The sequence below is a fragment of the Pseudoalteromonas sp. KS88 genome, assembly GCF_004766475.1.
Taxonomy (GTDB): Bacteria; Pseudomonadota; Gammaproteobacteria; order Enterobacterales; family Alteromonadaceae; genus Pseudoalteromonas.
This window is the reverse complement of record NZ_PYHV01000015.1, coordinates 36,506-53,876: the sequence shown is the minus strand read 5'-3', so window position 1 is coordinate 53,876 and position 17,371 is coordinate 36,506. Positions and strand designations below refer to the sequence as shown.

Here is a 17,371-nt window from a genome sequence, read left to right as displayed (position 1 = left end):
GGAACTCATAAAAAGCAGATAGAAACTAAAATGAAAAAATATACTTGGATGTTACTCCTGTTTCTATTCGGTTGTGCAAGTCAACAGGAAGATGCGCCGTTTGAAATCAACAGCAAGCAACTGTATAAAAAGTTAGATGGCCAAGGGAATAAAATCTTTGCGTATGTAGTGTCTGTAAAAGCCAGTAGCCGCAAAAGCCGTAACTCTGATCGGCCTTTAACACGCAGCGAATTTAAACGATTTGCAGAGCAAGAATATTTTGAAGAGTCCAATAGCTTAAAACTAGAGTTGGAAAATCAAGCTGTAGCATTGTTAAAAGCTGAATTAGAGCAACAGCAATATTGTCCTGATAAATATGAAATAGATAATGTTGTTTGGCGTGATTTAAGTGTTCAATTAAGAGGGCGTTGTTTATAAATGCTTGCAGATAAAAATAAGCTGGTTGCATACCTTACGCATTTAAATATTGATTACGAGGTAATAGACCACCCACCTTTGCACGGAAGCTTAGATGCGGATGCGTTATTGGTTGAAAGACCCGGTACTCGTTTAAAAAATTTATTCTTGCGTGATAATGAAGGGAAAAACCATTTCTTAGTGATTACGGCTCATGACAAACAGCTTGATTTAAAAGCATTGGCCAAATATCAGGGGTTATCTCGCCTTGGGTTTGCATCAAATGAGCGACTAGCTCGCTATTTAAAAGTCGCCCCCGGGTGTGTGTCTATGCTTGCGCTTATGAATGACAAGCAAAACAATGTCACAGTTTGGTTAGATCAAGACATATGGTTTGGTGATTTATTTCATTGCCACCCATTTGAAAATACGCAAACGTGGATTATGGCTAAAAGTGACTTAGAGCACTTTTTTGTAAGCACAGGGCATCAACCTAAGGTGGCTTTTTTACCTGCAAAGTAGCCACTTATTACCAGTGCAAACCCACCTGAACACACAATTAAAAGAGTGGCCATAAACGCCGTGTGCCCATATTGCTGGTACACCAACCCCGGCACAAAGGAGCCTAATGCGCCTCCGCTATAATAAAATGATACATAGCCACCATTGGTTACACTGGCAGGTGCTACGCTTAATTTATTTACCAAAGGTGCGGCAGTAGAGTGAATCATAAACATCGCCGCACAAAAGCCCGTAAAAGCAATCAAAAATACAAGTAACTCTTCGCTCATCAGTAAAATAATGGTGATGCAATAAAATGCAAATACACCACATAATAAATGCCATGGGGAACGGCTGCGCTTCAACAGCCAAGGTGTCGTTATTGAGAATAAAGCCCCCAACAAATAGCCACTATAGATAAAGCCAATATCGCGAGTATTGGTTATTAAAAAGGTATCTTGCAAAATAAACGGAAGATAATTGAGCAAGGCAGCAAAGCAAAAAAACATACAAAAAACTGCACTATACAGTTTTAATATGGGGGCTGTTGCAAGCTGCTTTAAATAACTTAATGGTGATTGCGGTTCTTCCATAGGTTGGTATGTGCGGTTACTCATTGTCAATGCAAGTAATACCAAACCGGCAGCTATCACGTAGTAAAAGCTTTGCCAGCTCCATAAGTCAGCAAATACTGCGGCTAACACGCGGCCGAAATACCCACCTGCAATTGTACTACCTATGTACAAACTCATCTTTTTTTGCAAGCAGTCCGCTTTATATGACATGCCAACATAGGTTGTCATGGCCGTGAGTGCAGCAGGTAAGATTAATCCCTGTATAAAGCGGATAAGTAAAAGTAGTTCAAATCGTGGTGCGAGGGTGAAAATAATACAGCTGACTGCAAGCCCAAGCATTGCATTACGTAAAATGTTCAGTGGGTTATGCTTGGCGAGTATTAAGCCATAGATAAGCGGGGCAATAGCTAATGGCACCATTGTTGCCGTCATCAGGCTGCCCGCAGTAGCAGGGTTGACTGAAAATTGAGTTGCAAATAACCCTAAAAGTGGCTGGGGCGCATATAAAACAAAAAAGATAAATAATGAGCACAGTAATAAATGAAAAATTCGCATTCATTTAGCCTAACAGCAAAAGCAGATAGCTTACGCTTAGTTGTCATTAAATCAATTGCAATAGTTAATTTAAGCCATTATTTTAGATAAAGAAATACAAATTAGTTGTGCTATATCAGGTTTTGCATTTTTAGCTTTGCTACATTACCAGCATAAAGATGGTAAATCTTAAGTATTAATCCGTAGCGCAATTAATGGGTTGGCAAAGTTGGTTGAATTCTAGCGCAACTCGTATCTTGAGGTGTGGTGGGTATCGGTATAAAATAATTCTAATATCAGTTTTTCATGGAACAAGACAATGGGTTCATTACAAGACCAGTTACTTCAGGCAGGGTTAACAACGTCGCACAAAGCAAAAGTGGCAAAAAGTGAGAAACGAAAGCAACAAAAAAAACAAAAGAAGGGGGCAACTAGTAACCCCAGCGATCTGCAAAAACACATTCAACAAACCAAGCTAGAGCAGCAAAAGAAAGCCGAAGAGTTAAATCAAGCGCGCCAAGGTGATTTAAAGCAGCGTGAACAAGTTGCACGTGTTAAGCAAATATTAGAGCATCATAATCAAGATGAGATCCGCGGTGAGCGCACCTTTAATTTTACTTTTGAGAATAAAGTAAAAGAACTTGATGTTAATGAAAAAACTCAAAAAGCGTTATCAGGCGGGCGTTTAGCAATTTGTGTGCTTGAAGGTCAGTTTTATGTACTGGAAGATGAGCCAGCACGCAAAGTAGCTGAAGTTGATGAAAAATATATCGTATTCCATGTTGAGCCAGACGACAAAGGTAAAGACGATAATGACCCATATGCTGACTTTGAAGTACCTGATGATCTTGTGTGGTAATAGCGCACTAATAAAAGAGAATAAGTAATATTTGGCCTAGGCCGTAAACGACGATAGATAGGTAGGGTAACCAATCTTTTTATTTGTCTCTTTTATATATAATAGATTGTTTTTAACTATTATTGGTACAATGAGTGACGTATACCAAAGAAGTATCAGTGATCTACACCGTGTATGATTTACGTACAAATTAGCAAGTTAGTGTGCATGGTCTACACTTAATTGGTCAGATTTCAAAACCGTTAAAAAGAAGAGAAAATATAATGAGCAAGATAAAAACACTACTTTTAGGGGCAAGCCTTGCTGTGGCTGCAAGTGCTTCATTTTCAACAATGGCTGCGGACGGTGAAGCGCTTTATACCGCTAAAAACTGTCAAACATGTCATGGCGCTGAAGGTAAATCACCTATCATGGCAATGTATCCTAAGCTGAATGGTCAAAACAAAGAATACTTACTCGCACAAATGAAAGACATTAAGTCAGGTGCTCGCGCAAACGGCATGAGCATGGCAATGAAAGCGATGGTTGCAAACGTATCTGAAGAAGAAATGGCGGCAATTGCTGATTACTTATCAAACGTTAAGTAACTGACACGTTAAGCTGATTTTTAGTTAACGCTCAAACAGCCACATCAATTTATTTGATGTGGCTGTTTTGTTTCTAATGGTTGATTGCAACCTTAGACTACTTTAGACTTCTATACATCTATTTCGCATTGTACTCAGTGTGTTTATACAAGGCATAAATATGTTTGAATTACCGCAACTGGATTTAAAAAATAAAGTATCAGAACAGGAGTGGCAGTTACGTGTTGATTTAGCCGCTTGTTACCGTTTAGTTGATCACTTTCGTTGGGGTGATTTAATCTACACGCACTTATCGGCACGGCTACCAGGCACTGATCATTATCTAGTAAATGCGTTTGGCCTCACGTTTGACGAGGTAACGGCATCAAATCTGGTGAAAGTGGATTTATCTGGCAATATCTTAGATGACACTCCGTTTAAAATTAACCCTGCTGGTTTTACAATTCACAGTGCTATTCATGAAGTGCGTGACGACGCTCACTGTGTTATCCACTTACATACAAAAGAAACTATTGCAGTAGCGACGCAAAAACAAGGCTTGCTGCCACTTAGTCAGTATTCGATGTTTTCTTTACCATCGTTGTCTTATCATGGTTATGAAGGGCTTGCAGTGAATGATGATGAAAGAAAACGACTGCAAGATGACCTTGCTAATACTAATCATATGTTATTAGTCAACCACGGCGGGCTTACTGTTGGCCCAACAGTAGGTGATGCATTCATGCGTTTTTATGATTTACAGCGCGCGTGTGAAATTCAACTCGCACTACAATCAAGCGGTGCAGATGTTACGCCAGTACCGCAAGCCATTATCGATAATATTTATAATCAAGCTAACGTTGTTCACAGTGGTAGTACGGGTGGTCAGCTAGCTTGGCCTGCTATGTTACGTAAAGCCTATCGTCTTGATCCAAGTTTTGCTAATTAAGGAATTTTCATGAAAGTTAATCGCGTTGAAGTATTTGATATCCATTGCCCTGAGCGTCCAGCGTGGACGCCTGTATTTGTCCGTATTCACACCGATGAAGGCATTAGCGGTGTTGGTGAGGCGGGTCTTGCGTACGACTTAGGCCACAGTGCCGCTGCTGCCATGATCAAAGAAATGGCTGATGCGTTTTTGATTGGTCATGACCCATTTCAAACAGAAAAGTTATGGTCACGTATGCTACGTGAAAGCTTTTGGGGTTTAGGAGGCGGCCCGGTCGTGTATGCTGCGATGAGCGCCATTGATACTGCGCTTTGGGATATTAAAGGTAAAGCACTTGGTTTACCTGTTTACCAGCTGCTCGGCGGTAAAGTTAACGATAAACTACGTACTTACGCCTCGCAATTACAGTTTGACTGGGATAGTGAATTTAAAGCCTTAGTACAACCACAAGAATATGCAGAAGCCGCTTTAAAAGCGATTGCAGAAGGTTACGATGCCGTTAAGGTTGACCCTATTCAGTATGATAAAGAAGGTAATACTTACTATGACCGCACCAAGATTATTTCACGCGCTGAAATGAAGCTTTATCGTGCGCGCATGCAAGCAATTCGTGAAGCGGTAGGTGATGAAGTTGATATTATTTTTGAATGCCACAGCTTGCCGGGGGCAACATCTGCCATTCAAATCGGTGAAATAGCTGAAGAGTTTGATTGTATGTACTACGAAGAGCCGGTTAACTATTTAAATCACTCATTGCATGCAAAAGTTGCGGATAAAGTCGCTGTACCAATCGCCGGTGGCGAACGTTTATATAATCGTTGGGGTGTGCGCCCATACCTTGAAGATCAAAGCATTGATGTATTACAACCTGATATTGGTTTGTGCGGTGGCTTTACTGAAACGAAAAAAGTATGTGATTACGCTGATATTTTTGATGTAAGAATTCAAGCGCACGTATGTGGCGGCCCAGTTGCTACAGCAGCATCGCTACATCTTGAAACAGCTATCCCTAACTTTTTGATTCATGAGCACCACACTTATGCAATCAAAAAGTGGAACCGCGAATTATGCTTACAAGATCCACAGCCAAAAAATGGCTTCTTTGAAGTGTCAGAAGAGCCTGGCTTAGGTATTGAGCTAAATGATGAGATTGTAATGCGTTCACAACGTGTAGAAGTTAAGTAATCACTGCATTGCGCCTAACATTAAAAAAGCCCGATTAGGGCTTTTTTAATGTTTATCCGTTGTTTATTTTACATGTTACGTCAGGCAATGACTCAGTTGCTTTGCTATCTAAATGGCGTACAAAGCAGGTACCACCTTTAATTAACAATTCAAATTTATCAGGCATGTTTAGTTGTTTGCCCATAATTGGGTTGCCTAAAGAGTCTGTTTTAGAAGTACTATCAACAACGATTACACTCCCTGTCATAAATACATCTTTAGCGACGGCAATGGCATTACTGCGCATGAGCCGTGCTATGCCTTGCGCAATTAATTCGCTTTGCGGCTCTTTTAATAGTGCATGCTGTAATTTGGGCGTGGGCTTATCTGCTGGTGCTGCACAGCCCAATAATAAGGTACTACTCAGTATGCAAATACCAAAGATGCTCTTCATTATAATTTCACTCATTTTCAGCTTTAGGTAACACTTTATTCTGCTCTGCAAATGTGATGGCTCGCGTATCAATAACGTAAGGCGTGTCACTTTGCTGTGAAGGCGCAAAACCTTGCAGGCTGGCCGTTGATGTTGGCGCAGGGCAATTACCTGTTTCACGATAATTAAGCGCTGTTGCTAAGAGTGCTTCATTAGGATCGCCTAACTGACGAGTAAAGTCATCAGCCACAGCACAGCCCGCAACACGCACAGGTAAGCGCTCAGTGTTTAGTGTATTTTGTGGGGCAAAACCATCTGCATACTCACCAAACCCCTTGTTATTTTCACCGGTAAATTGAATGGTAAAATAGGTAACATCGCAGTTATCGGTAGCATAAAACCCATACGGTTTACCACAGGTGCCGGCTCCGATTTGTATTACGTCGATGTCAGCCCCCCTTAAACCGTTAATAATGGCTTCACTGGCTGAACACGTGCTACTTGTCGTGAGTAAGTAAACGCGTTCTAAGTTAAGGGTAGGTAGTTTAGTGCCTGGATTAAGGCTTGGGTTTTCAGCAAAGCCAACAAATTCATCGGTAAATAATACGGGCTCTAAACGCTCATCTGTTACAGGATTAAATACAGGGTGTTTATCGTTAAAAATAGTGCGTTCAAAAATTTTATTATTGGTATTCGCATCACCTGCAATCATGTAAGCCACTTGGCTGGCCATTTGTAAAAAGCCACCACCGTTGTAGCGAATATCAATAATTAAATCAGTGACATTATTGTTTTTTAAAGTATTAAATGCATCATATAAGGGTTTTTCTGCAACTGCATTATGGCTATTAAATTGAAAATAACCGACATTCCCATCAGCCAGTGTTTTTACGTTAGTCACCGGTTGCGTTGCTATTGATTGAGCGGTGAGCGTGACTTCTCGTATTTCTGATGTGGTCACGCTTTTAAACGTAAACGTGGTGACCTTACCTGACTCTTTAGGGAATAAGCCCGCATTAATGATATCGACATCCTCTTGCGTACTGGCATTAACAAAGTCGACACCATCTACTTCTATGATTTCAAAACCACGAGAGATCGCCGCTTGGCTAGCAGGGGAGTTAGGCTCTGTATAACTTATAACTCCTTGGCGAGGTGCTGTTGGGCTAATTATTTTAGTTTTAAACCCATAGCCAAAGGCAATTCCAGACTGACTTTGTGCTTGCCACTGTGCTGTGGGTAAGCTGGAATGGAAGTTGTCTTTATTGGCGCCAGAGTTGGTGATTTCTTCCGTTTTTAATAGTTGAAAGTAATCAGCAACAGATTCTGTAAGTGCAGGATCTCGGTCTACAATTTCATCATACCAAAGGTAGGTTTCATTACTCCATGAGCGTAGCCAATGTTTTTCGTTAAGTGCTTGGCACTGTTGCTCAAAATTACGCGATGACTGAAATTCACCTTGTGCCCAATTAATCACTGTTGGACCTGAGGAGTTGCTGTCAGAGGAGCCAGAGCCACATCCAGATAAAACACTCAGAGATAGGACTGATGCGACAGCTAGTTTATATTGTGACTTTTTCATTAATCGTACTCACACTTAACTACTTTAATAGAATATAGCGCTTTTTATTTGTACAAGATAGTCACATTAAATTTAAAGCTGGTAAAAGCAAAGTGCATTGTCGTAGCTCAAACTTTGCCACAGAATTGGGTTTTTACATAGTGCATGATGGCTTTGCCAAATAGCCTCATAACTGTGTTGTATTTGGCAAACCGGAAAGTTGCTAGCAAACATCACGCGTGATTGGCCAAATTGCTGGAATATAAAATCAAAACACTTTTGTTGCTGTATTTTTGAAAGGGGGAGTAGTTCAAATCCCGAATATTTAATATATACGTTTTGATTATGCGCTAAAACAGCGATCCCCATTTTCCAGTCATCTATTTTTTGAGGTAACCCGGCATGATTAATAACCATTCGTAAATTTGGGAGCTGCGCGCAGTAGTTAGCAACGCGTTCGCTAACAGAGGTGTTTTCTAGTTCAAATTGCGCTTCAAAATGTAACCCTAACTTGGCTAAGTAAGCCAGATTGGTAACCGTGTTTGGGCTCAGTAAGCGCGAGCTTTCCTCTGCTTCTGTGATATCTCTGATACCAACAAGTGATGGATGCAATAAATTTGCAATTGCTTGTTTGAATGTCTCAGGGCAATCATCAATCTTTGCATAACCGATTGCTTTATAATGAGTTTGTGCTAAATGCTTACTGAGCCAAATTAACTCTTCAATTGGGTGGTTATTATTAAACCCAGCTTCTATGTGAACAAGGGCCTCTAAATCAAATGAACAATGTTGCATTAACTCAGCAGCAGTGACAGGGGCTTTTATTTGGCCAAGGTGTGGCCATGGAGGTGGTTTACCTCCTTGTAACCACGTGTATTCACCTTCAATTAAATTGAAAAAATGCACATGAGGGTCAATTATTTTATTATGCATTTCATTTACCTAACTATTGGGCTGTGTAGCCGCCATCAATGTTTTGTAAGCTGCCAGTGATAAAGCTTGCATTGTCACTTGCTAAAAATGCAGTTAAAGCGGCCACTTCTTCTGGCTGCCCTAATCGACCTAGTGGTTGTAATGCACCCTCTTGGGCAACGATATCAGCTTTATTGGCGCCACTACTTTTGCAATAGGCGTCAATAGCATTATGAAATAAAGGCGTTTCAATTGTGCCTGGGCATACAGCATTGGCACGAATGTTAAAGGTTGCGTAATCTAAAGCCGTTGTTTTTGCCATCGATGCTAGGGCGTGCTTTGTCAGGTTATAAGCAAAAGAATTGGTTTTGCCTATACTTGCTTGGTCAGAAGCGATAAAAATTATCGCCCCACTTTTTTGTGCTTTCATGCTCGGTAATACGGCCTTAACAGCAGCATATGCCCCTTTAACATTGAGCGCGAATAATGAGTCAAAAGTTGCTTCGTCGGTGTCTTCTATCGTCGCGCTAAGATGCTTACCTGCATTTGATACGAGTACATCAATACGGCCTTGGCTTTGCGCTATTTTTGCGATTGCCAGCTCTACTTGTTCGCTCTGGCTAACATCACATTCATGCCAACTACCAAATTCACCCTTTTGAATGTCTAAGTTAAAGACCTTGAAGCCATCACTCTCTAAGCGCTGACAGATAGCACGACCAATACCTAAGCTTCCACCGGTTACTATTGCAACTTTTGTCATTATTTGTCCTTAATTAGTGATTGTGACCACAGCCGCCTTCGCTATGAACATGACCATGAGACAGCTCTTCGCTCGTCGCTTCACGCACAGAGATAACGTCTACATCAAACGTTAATGTTTTGCCTGCAAATGGGTGGTTTAAATCACAATCAGCATTAAAACGGCCAACTTTAACAATGGTAACTTGGTGCTTACCTTGGTTTGAATGCACCATCGCAGTCATACCTGGTTTCCATACTTTGGTATCGCCTTGCAAGTGTTTAAGTGGGATACGTTGAATTAAATCATCAACGCGTTCGCCATAAGATTCACTTGGTGCTAATGTCACGGTTAAGTTGTCGCCAGCAGATTTGCCTTCAAGGGCTTTTTCAAGACCTGGTAGCATACCTTCAAGGCCATGAATGTAGCTAAGTGGCGTGTCGTTTTTACTACTTTCAAGTTGCTCACCCGCTTCACTTAAAGTGTAATGAAACTCAACCGCTGAATTTTTACTGATTTGCATGCCAATCTCTTATAGGAAAATATAGATAAAGGCTGATTTTACGCTAATTGTGACAGATCTGAAACTATTGACTATTGCGGCTTATTTAAGGTTTTTTCTAACCCCGAAAGCATGCCTTCGTTATTAACTTTGGGAGCAGGCTTTGTAGCTTGAGGTAAATGAAGTACTAATAAAGCACCGGGCTTTAAAATACTGGATGCACTAAGTTTGTTCCACTGAGCCAAATCTTTGTGAGGTACATCATATAACTGGCTTATTCCCCATATAGTGTCGCCGGGTTTTACTTGATATTCCACGGCTATGGTGGGTATGGCGATTTCAGTGTGCTCAAGGTATGGGCTGATTTTATAATCTATCGTTAAAGTGTCAGGCATGGTGCGTGGCTGGCCGACAGTTAAGGTTTCACCAATGTTAATTAGGTTTGATAGCTTACTATTCATCATTTTTAACTTTTTAACTGGCATGTCAAAGCGACGCGCAATGGCATACAAAGTATCCCCTTGTTTTACAATGTACTCTCCTGCAAAGTTACGTTTAAAAAATTGACTCGTTAGAAGGTTCTGCTGTGCCATAGGGATTAAAAGGGTATGGGGACCATTCGGTGAGCTTTGATTTTTTAAATACCCAGAGTTGAGCTTATGAAGTTGCTTACGACCAATACCAGATAAATTAGCTATCACTGAGAAATCAAACTGCTGCCCAACATCAAATTCTGTTGTGATTGCTTTGTTGGCTAATTTCGGGCGCTTTAGGCCTTGAGTGGGGTTTTGTACTAAGTAGCTCAGAGCAAGGAGCTTTGGTACATATTCAGCGGTTTCTTTAGGTAACTTTAATGACCAATAATCGGTGCTTTTACCACGTTTTTTATTTTCTGCTATAGCACGTTTTACTCTTCCCTCACCAGTATTATAAGCGGCTAAAGCATGTAACCAATTACCGTTAAAACGTTTGTGTAAGTATTTTAAATAAGCCAATGCAGCATCTGTCGATGCTAATACATCTTGACGGCCATCGTACCATTGGTCTGACTTTACTCCAAAATGATGGGCTGTTGCGCCAACTAGTTGCCACACTCCAACAGCATGCTGGGATGAGCGTATTGCAGGCCTAAAGTCACTTTCTACAAAAGGTAATAAAGCGATTTCCATAGGGAGATTTTGTTGCTCTACTTTTCGTACAATATGATATAGGTAAGGTGCGGCTCGTTTATTAACAGTTTCTAAATAATGAGGCTGTTTTGCATACCATTTAATACGCTTTTTTAACGCTGTGTTGAGGTATATCTTAAACTGTAAATTGTGTGCAATATGCTGCCATAAATCTGTGTGGCGCTGATTTTTCGTGGCTTTTGAGGCTGTTTTGGGCGTTGTTTTCTCTGGCGCTTTTATACCTAACGGTATATCGCTAATGTGAGTTTTTAATGCTGTAGTCGGTAGTGTGTTCGAAGGCTTAAAATGATTAAAAATGATTGGGGCTTGAATTGTTTCATCAGCTTCAATTGGGTGCTCGATTGTTTTACATCCGAAAAGCAAAAAAAACATTAGCAATAAAGCACAAAAATATCTGCACATAAAAACCACCCAACTTCAGTCCTTGTTTAAGTTTAGCACAACCCTGTGCGGCTGCTATTTTGACTGTTTAGCGCGTTTAAGTCCAGCTTGCAGAAACATTGGGTAAGCTTTGGCTGAAATATCATCTGTGATGTACTGGTTAGCAAATTGTTTATTAAAGCTTTGTTGGAGTTGAGCTAAGTTTTGTTCTGGGTTGTTCTGTACATGTTCTTGTATGGCAATTAAAAAAGCATGAGACTGCTCAAGGTTTTTTACTGTCAATGGCTTACCGTGGCCTGGTAAAATAATCTGCTCACTAGTGCCTGTCGTTAATTCTTTCAATAGCGCTTGCCAGCTAGTTAAATTTCCGTGCCCTGGGTAAGGTAAGTAGTCGACAATATCTCCACCGATTAAAATTGTTTGCTGCTCTGCAAAAAGCATTAAATCAGCATCAGTATGTGCTTGGTAGGCATTGATTGTTATAGGGTAGTTACCTAAATCCAGTGCGAGTGAGTCAGTAACTGTTAAAGCAGGTGGATGCAGTGCGTACTCTCGCCATCGCAGCAGTCGTTCTTTAGCTAACTCAAGTTTATCGTGCCATGCTGGTTGCTTATCTACAGGTTGCTTGGCTAAGCGCTGAAAGCTTAATTCAATACTTTGCTGGTAGTTATCTAGCTTATTAGTATACGCCTGTTGAAAATCAGTAAAGCTTGTTGCTAATTTTTTATGTGTAATTAATTTAGCATCTGGATAATGATGCTGTAGTACTGCCATTCCAAGTAGATGATCGTCATGAAAGTGGCTTGCGATTAAATAACATAAGGGAACTTCAAGTGTGCGTTTGAGATGTTTTACCGTTGCTTCAACAGCAGAGAAGTTGCCACTGGCATCAAAGATTAATGCACAGCTATCCCCTTTAATGAGAATTTGGTTTGAATCATAAAAACGTAAATTAGCGGGCTGTTGAAAAAAATCGACTTGGTTAGATATTTTTTGCCATTGCGCTTGAGCCTGGCTAGTCGACAATAAAGTGCCTGCAAAAACTAAAAAGTGAGTTAAGCGAAAGCTGATAAAATAGTTTTTCATCATTTATCCCTAGTTGTCATGTGCAGGCTAAGCAGATAAAAAACAAGCGCAAAATACGCTTGTTTATTTATGGTTAGAGTCGTTTAAATATAAACTCAGTTTATCTATAAGCTCATCTTGTTGTTGTTGTGCTGTTGCTTGTTGCTTTTGCACTTCTAACAACTCGTGGCTGATATTCAAGGCTGCCATAAGCAAGGCTTTTTGATCATTTCTTACAGTAGAGCGTTGTTTCATTTGCTCTACTAAATCATTGAGGTGCTTAGCAGCTGCAATCAATGCGTCTTCTTGGCCTTGTGGGCAAGCAAATTGCTGCTCTTTGCCTAGTAGCTCAACAGTGACTCGCTGATTTTGCAGCTCTGACATTAGCTAGCCTGTTGAGCGCTTTGTAGCTTCTCTAGCAGTGAGCTTAATGTGCTGCTTGTATCTTTTTGCTTTTCTTCGCTATCAAGTACTTCAAGCTGTAAGGTTTCGTTTTCGTCTATTAGCTGGCCATTTTTTTCTGTTAGGCTTTTTACTTCAGCTTGTAGTTCATTATTACGAGTGATTAATTGGTCGATCAGTTGTTCGAGTTGAGAAAGAGTTTCGTTGTTCATAAAGGCGCTCATATAACTGTTATTAATAACTTGCAAATGTAAAGCAAAGTTACACTATATGCTAGCACTTACGCAGCTTTTAGCTGTTTTTTATTTGATGTTAAGGGGAAATTCAGCTGCTAAGCTTCTTTGTTCAGAATTGGTTCACTTTAATCGTCAGTATTGTGATGTTTAGGAAGGATATTAATTTCATCATAAACTCGTATCTTAGATAAGCTTGGGTATAATGAGATTGTTCACAGCTCCTATCAATTGGTTTATAGCGAAACTTAAATTATGCTCAGTTACAGACATTCATTTCATGCTGGAAATCCAGCCGATGTTCTTAAACACCTCGTGCTTGCGCAGGTATTAAGTTATCAAACAATTAAAAATAAGCCACTTGATTATATCGACACTCACTCAGGGGCTGGTTTTTTTGAATTAGCTTCTGCTGATGCACAAAAAACACAAGAATTTCAAGATGGCATAGCAAAGCTTTATCAGCACAGCAGTGGTCACGAAGCTTTAAATGACTATATAGCATTGATCAAATCTTTTAATGAACAAGGTGAGCTTGCTTTTTATCCAGGTTCACCAAAAATAGCTGAGCATTACTTACGCCGCCAAGATAAAGGCTGGTTTTTTGAGTTGCACCCTCGGGATCTCGTGTTACTAGAAGAAAACATGCAAGGCAAGCGCTCAATCCGTGTCCGCGGTGAAAATGGTTTTGCGGGACTAATAGGTTTGTTACCTCCTGCATCACGCAGAGCTTGTGTGTTGATTGACCCACCTTATGAAATTAAAGACGACTACGATACAGTCGTTAAAACGTTAGTTAAAGCCCATCAGCGCTTTGCTACGGGTACTTACATGATTTGGTACCCAGTTGTTGACAGAGAACGTATTGATCGTATGGAAGAGGGGCTTATAGCTTCAGGAATGCGTAATATTCAATTATTTGAGCTAGCTACGCAAGCCGATACTGACGAACATGGTATGACAGCATCAGGCATGATTGTAATTAACCCTCCTTGGAAGTTAAAACAAACCATGGATGCTGTGTTACCTGAATTAGTGGATTTGTTAAGCGACGCCAGCGGCTTTTACCGTAGCGAGCAGTTAGTTGAAGAATAACCGTGTGAAGCAGTTTTAAAAAACGCCCAACTTTGTTTGGGCGTTTTTTATGCAAGAGTCTAATTAAAGTGCGTTGCTTGGAAGGTTGCAGTGACTTTACCTGCTGCATTTTTCATTGTGAGTGTTTCACCATCAATAGCAAATTCGCTGGCGGTATCAAGTACTGCTGACATTGTAGTTTCAATATTCATTTGCTCAATACACATTTTTTGAGTGCTTGCTAATGGCTTAAAAGTAATGGTTTTTTCATTGGCTTCGTAGCTACCAGTAAAGTTATTGCATCCTAAAAATCCATGTGTTGTGCCATCGGCTTTAAATTGAATAAAAGGCTCTTTGGTTTTCACCTCAATCGCTTCACCATAAAAGTTTACTGCTTTCCAGTAAGTGTTTGTTAGGGTTACGTCTGGCTTAGCAGCAGCGGTTTTTGACACGATAACTTTATATGGTTGATCTGTTTGCTGTTGCGCAAAAGGGTTATTACTGGTTGTGCTAATGTAAAGCAATTTGCCTTGGTTTTCGATACGTGCACTAACGCTGTAACGATGGCCAGCTTTAATTTCTGACTTATCATACTGCAGCGATACATCATAAGGCGGACCACCATTGAGCTCTAAGGTTTGCTCGCTAATAACATCGGATTTAACGTCCATTTTAGACACATCAGAAAGCTTAACGGTCATTACGGAGCCTGGTGGTAACATGCTGCGGTCTAAATAGGATACTTGGGTATTAAGCGTCGCCATTGTTTTTTGCTCTGCTGTATTGTCGGATGCATTCTCCTGAGTACAACCAGAAAGGGCAATACTTGCCGTTAATAAAACAAGACAGCCTAATGATGATTTTTGTAATGACATAAATTTTCCTTGAATGAGCTAAAGCTTGTAGCACGCACGACTACACAACGAATGCAGCGTAATCCTTTCGCACTTAATCTTAGCTTAATTAACCCCAGCTCTGAATAATAAATATATCTCCAGCGACTACTTTCGACGCTAACTGTGTTGAATTGACTTGCAATAAGCCAGCTATTGACGCGTAAACTCGCCTTGTTATCGCTAAAAGTCTCCGGCTGGAGACTAAGGGGGAATTTGTTATTTAATATCCATGCATTATTACATCTCTTAATCAGATCTCAGATCAATTAGCAAAAATGGGCACATGGCCCATTTTTAAAAAATTAAACTGCAAGGTTAAGCTTATTTTTTTACATACTTGGTCAAAATAACTATACGTTGACCGTCTACACGCCCTTCAATGTGCTCAGGGTTGCTGGTTAAGCCAATGTTACGCACGGCGGTACCACGTTTAGCAACCAAGCTGCTTCCTTTAACATCGAGGTCTTTGATAAGAGTCACCGTATCGCCTGCTTGTAAAACCACGCCATTACTATCAAGGTGTTTAATATCATCTTCTTCAGCAAGAACTTTTTGTGCCCAGCTAAGTGTATCTTCTTCAAGATAGATCATATCTAAAGCGTCTTGTGCCCAGCCATTTTCTACTGCAAGACGAGTAAGCATTCTATAAGCGACAACTTGCACGGCTGGCGTCTGGCTCCACATGCTGTCATTTAGGCAATGCCAATGTGTTGGTGTTAGCTCAGTAGTTAATTCAATTTGGTTTTTACATGTTTGACAAACAAAAATGCATTTATCTGAATGTGCTTCAGCAACTGGTGGTACTTCATAAACTGATAGGTTATCGGTTGCATTACATAACTCACATTGGTTATTGCTACGCTCAATTAAAGTCTGTTCGATACTCATATTTTAGATTCTTTTAGTGTGGGCCTAGATATAAAGCAAGTATACCACTGTCGAGTCCCAGAAAAACATATCCCTGATAAATGTAAGGGTATTTTTATTATAATTCATTAAATCAGAAAGTTCTGGTTGCTTTGATTGAAGGGAATTTCTACTTTTAAACACAGTTTATACATGCAAGCTTCTAAAAAATCACTATACTAATTTAATATATGAATACTCAATTGATGAACCTCAAAAGCAGCCGCATCAGAAGGGCAAGAAATGTCGAATACTAAAATAACAAAAACAATGCCCACTATGGTGACGCAATACATCGCACGCCAGCCAATTTTTAATGCCGAAAAAGGCATCTTTGCTTACGAGCTATTATATCGTGATTCAGTTAATAATGTGTTTCCTGCAGGCACCTCAGATGGCCAAGCCACGGGGCGATTATTTTTTAATGCGCTTATGCTGATAGGATTAGAAAAATTAACAGCAAAACAATACGCGTTCATCAACTTATCGTCAGATGCCTTATTGGAAGACTTTCCTCGTTTATTACAGCCTAGTAGCGCTGTTATTGAAATTGTCGAGCGTGCCAATAACATTGAAAAGGTTACCCACCGCGTTAAATCTTTAAAAGGGGAGGGTTACACGTTTGCTTTAGATGATTATGATGGCGATGAAAAGTGGGAACCTCTTTTGGAGCTTGTTGATTATATAAAACTAGAAGTTGAAGAGCCCATCATTAAAACTAACATGGCGTTAAAAAAGCTTAAACGCCGTTTTCCTGGGTTAAAAATAATTGTTGAACGTATAGAGACTCATGAACAATTTTTGTCGTTAAAAAACGCTGGATGCGACCTCTTTCAAGGCTTCTTTTTTGCACGCCCAGAAATGCTGACGTACCAAAATGTTGAGCCGTCAAAATTGGCGGTTTTTGATTTATTAAGATGCACCTCACGATTGGATCTTAATTTTGATGAAATACAGCAGCGAATTGCAAAGGATGTAGGTCTCACTGCACGGATTCTAAAACTGGTTAATGCTCGCTCAGAGAGTAAGAGCTTAGTTATTACGTCAATTTCACAAGCTGTTATCTACTTGGGGGAAGACGCTATTCGCCAATTTGTGCGGGTACTTGCTTTAAGTGAACTAGGGGTAGATAGACCAACTGAATTAACTAAACTTGGCTTAATCCGTGCGCACTTTATGCAGCTAATGCTGGAACCCGGCGGCAAGGACATGTCAGAGCAAGGCTACTTAGTCGGATTAATTTCAATCCTTGATGCGATACTAAACATAGAGCTCGATGTTATCGCAAAAGAGTTTTGTTTGGGCGATGAGCTATCAGGTGCTTTGCTTAACTATAATGGAATGCTTGGTGCAACATTGCAATTAGTTCGTGCTGTGGAAGAAGATAATTGGCCCATGGCGGAGCAATTGCTTGAAACAATTCGCCCAGCTTCAAATATCGAGGTTGTCTATAATATCATGCTTAGTGCGCGAGAATATGGTGATGAGGTATTAGCGTCTATTATTGAACAGGTATAATGGTTTCATTAT

General features: G+C 40.3%; 20 protein-coding genes. 8 read left to right on the top strand and 12 right to left on the bottom strand.

The annotated features are described in order from the left end of the window. Window positions 1–30: 30 nt before the first annotated feature. Together C7Y70_RS09825 and C7Y70_RS09820 are read left to right on the top strand one after the other, a co-directional pair. On the top strand, window positions 31–417 hold the full coding sequence (locus C7Y70_RS09825) for a hypothetical protein (protein ID WP_099296885.1): 387 nt from the start codon (window positions 31–33) through the stop codon (window positions 415–417). Beyond that, window positions 418–918, top strand: coding sequence for a prolyl-tRNA synthetase associated domain-containing protein (locus C7Y70_RS09820; protein ID WP_135474744.1), 501 nt, complete (start codon window positions 418–420; stop codon window positions 916–918). Here C7Y70_RS09820 and C7Y70_RS09815 read toward each other — a convergent pair. Then, a complete protein-coding gene (locus C7Y70_RS09815) occupies window positions 885–2,027 on the bottom strand; it encodes an MFS transporter (RefSeq protein WP_099296875.1) in 1,143 nt (380 codons plus the stop codon). The genes C7Y70_RS09820 and C7Y70_RS09815 overlap by 34 nt on opposite strands. Before the next feature lie 298 nt (window positions 2,028–2,325). Here C7Y70_RS09815 and C7Y70_RS09810 point away from each other — a divergent pair, with 298 nt between their 5' ends. The 4 genes from C7Y70_RS09810 to C7Y70_RS09795 all read left to right on the top strand — a co-directional run bounded on the left by C7Y70_RS09810 (window position 2,326) and on the right by C7Y70_RS09795 (window position 5,565). After that, window positions 2,326–2,865, top strand: coding sequence for a DUF2058 domain-containing protein (locus C7Y70_RS09810; RefSeq protein WP_099296874.1), 540 nt, complete (start codon window positions 2,326–2,328; stop codon window positions 2,863–2,865). Between the two features lie 263 nt (window positions 2,866–3,128). After that, the gene (locus C7Y70_RS09805; protein ID WP_099296873.1) at window positions 3,129–3,452 is read left to right on the top strand and encodes a c-type cytochrome; all 324 of its coding nucleotides are present in this window, start codon (window positions 3,129–3,131) and stop codon (window positions 3,450–3,452) included. A 160-nt stretch (window positions 3,453–3,612) separates the two neighbouring features. Further along, window positions 3,613–4,380: a class II aldolase/adducin family protein gene (locus C7Y70_RS09800; RefSeq protein ID WP_099296872.1), complete on the top strand. Its 768-nt coding sequence runs from the start codon at window positions 3,613–3,615 to the stop codon at window positions 4,378–4,380. 9 nt (window positions 4,381–4,389) lie between these two features. Further along, on the top strand, window positions 4,390–5,565 hold the full coding sequence (locus C7Y70_RS09795) for a mandelate racemase/muconate lactonizing enzyme family protein (protein ID WP_135474743.1): 1,176 nt from the start codon (window positions 4,390–4,392) through the stop codon (window positions 5,563–5,565). 52 nt (window positions 5,566–5,617) lie between these two features. Here the strand turns inward: C7Y70_RS09795 and C7Y70_RS09790 are convergent, their stop codons facing one another. The 9 genes from C7Y70_RS09790 to zapB form a co-directional block, all read right to left on the bottom strand. Further along, window positions 5,618–6,013 (bottom strand): hypothetical protein, encoded by a 396-nt coding sequence (locus C7Y70_RS09790; RefSeq protein ID WP_245321466.1) that lies wholly within the window; start codon window positions 6,011–6,013, stop codon window positions 5,618–5,620. Beyond that, window positions 6,006–7,559 carry a S41 family peptidase gene (locus tag C7Y70_RS09785; RefSeq protein ID WP_135474741.1) on the bottom strand — a complete coding sequence of 518 codons (1,554 nt, stop codon included), beginning with the start codon at window positions 7,557–7,559 and terminating at the stop codon, window positions 6,006–6,008. Before C7Y70_RS09785 ends, C7Y70_RS09790 begins: the two co-directional genes overlap by 8 nt. 72 nt (window positions 7,560–7,631) lie before the next feature. Next, window positions 7,632–8,471: an amidohydrolase family protein gene (locus C7Y70_RS09780; RefSeq protein WP_099296869.1), complete on the bottom strand. Its 840-nt coding sequence runs from the start codon at window positions 8,469–8,471 to the stop codon at window positions 7,632–7,634. 13 nt (window positions 8,472–8,484) lie between these two features. Next, the gene (locus tag C7Y70_RS09775) at window positions 8,485–9,213 is read right to left on the bottom strand and encodes an SDR family oxidoreductase (RefSeq protein ID WP_135474739.1); all 729 of its coding nucleotides are present in this window, start codon (window positions 9,211–9,213) and stop codon (window positions 8,485–8,487) included. Window positions 9,214–9,226: 13 nt separating this feature from the next. Next, the gene (locus C7Y70_RS09770) at window positions 9,227–9,715 is read right to left on the bottom strand and encodes a peptidylprolyl isomerase (RefSeq protein ID WP_099296867.1); all 489 of its coding nucleotides are present in this window, start codon (window positions 9,713–9,715) and stop codon (window positions 9,227–9,229) included. A 71-nt stretch (window positions 9,716–9,786) separates the two neighbouring features. Then, a complete protein-coding gene (locus C7Y70_RS09765) occupies window positions 9,787–11,286 on the bottom strand; it encodes a transglycosylase SLT domain-containing protein (RefSeq protein WP_135474737.1) in 1,500 nt (499 codons plus the stop codon). Between the two features lie 54 nt (window positions 11,287–11,340). Beyond that, window positions 11,341–12,351 (bottom strand): MBL fold metallo-hydrolase, encoded by a 1,011-nt coding sequence (locus C7Y70_RS09760; RefSeq protein WP_135474777.1) that lies wholly within the window; start codon window positions 12,349–12,351, stop codon window positions 11,341–11,343. A 63-nt stretch (window positions 12,352–12,414) separates the two neighbouring features. Beyond that, window positions 12,415–12,714 carry a cell division protein ZapA gene (locus tag C7Y70_RS09755; protein ID WP_099296864.1) on the bottom strand — a complete coding sequence of 100 codons (300 nt, stop codon included), beginning with the start codon at window positions 12,712–12,714 and terminating at the stop codon, window positions 12,415–12,417. After that, window positions 12,714–12,944 carry a cell division protein ZapB gene (gene zapB / locus C7Y70_RS09750; protein WP_099296883.1) on the bottom strand — a complete coding sequence of 77 codons (231 nt, stop codon included), beginning with the start codon at window positions 12,942–12,944 and terminating at the stop codon, window positions 12,714–12,716. Before zapB ends, C7Y70_RS09755 begins: the two co-directional genes overlap by 1 nt. A gap of 276 nt (window positions 12,945–13,220) precedes the next feature. On the opposite strand from zapB, the gene rlmJ reads away from it, so the two are divergent. Then, window positions 13,221–14,060 carry a 23S rRNA (adenine(2030)-N(6))-methyltransferase RlmJ gene (gene rlmJ, locus C7Y70_RS09745; RefSeq protein ID WP_099296863.1) on the top strand — a complete coding sequence of 280 codons (840 nt, stop codon included), beginning with the start codon at window positions 13,221–13,223 and terminating at the stop codon, window positions 14,058–14,060. A gap of 59 nt (window positions 14,061–14,119) precedes the next feature. On the opposite strand, the gene C7Y70_RS09740 is transcribed toward rlmJ, so the two are convergent. Both C7Y70_RS09740 and C7Y70_RS09735 read right to left on the bottom strand, forming a co-directional pair. After that, window positions 14,120–14,914: an META domain-containing protein gene (locus C7Y70_RS09740; RefSeq protein ID WP_135474735.1), complete on the bottom strand. Its 795-nt coding sequence runs from the start codon at window positions 14,912–14,914 to the stop codon at window positions 14,120–14,122. Window positions 14,915–15,256: 342 nt separating this feature from the next. After that, entirely contained in the window at window positions 15,257–15,823 is a 567-nt protein-coding gene (locus tag C7Y70_RS09735; protein ID WP_099296861.1) for an alkylphosphonate utilization protein, read from the bottom strand. 261 nt (window positions 15,824–16,084) lie between these two features. Between C7Y70_RS09735 and C7Y70_RS09730 the strand changes: the two genes are divergently transcribed. Next, complete coding sequence (locus C7Y70_RS09730; RefSeq protein WP_135474733.1) at window positions 16,085–17,359, top strand: HDOD domain-containing protein; 1,275 nt, start codon at window positions 16,085–16,087, stop codon at window positions 17,357–17,359. Window positions 17,360–17,371: the final 12 nt, after the last annotated feature.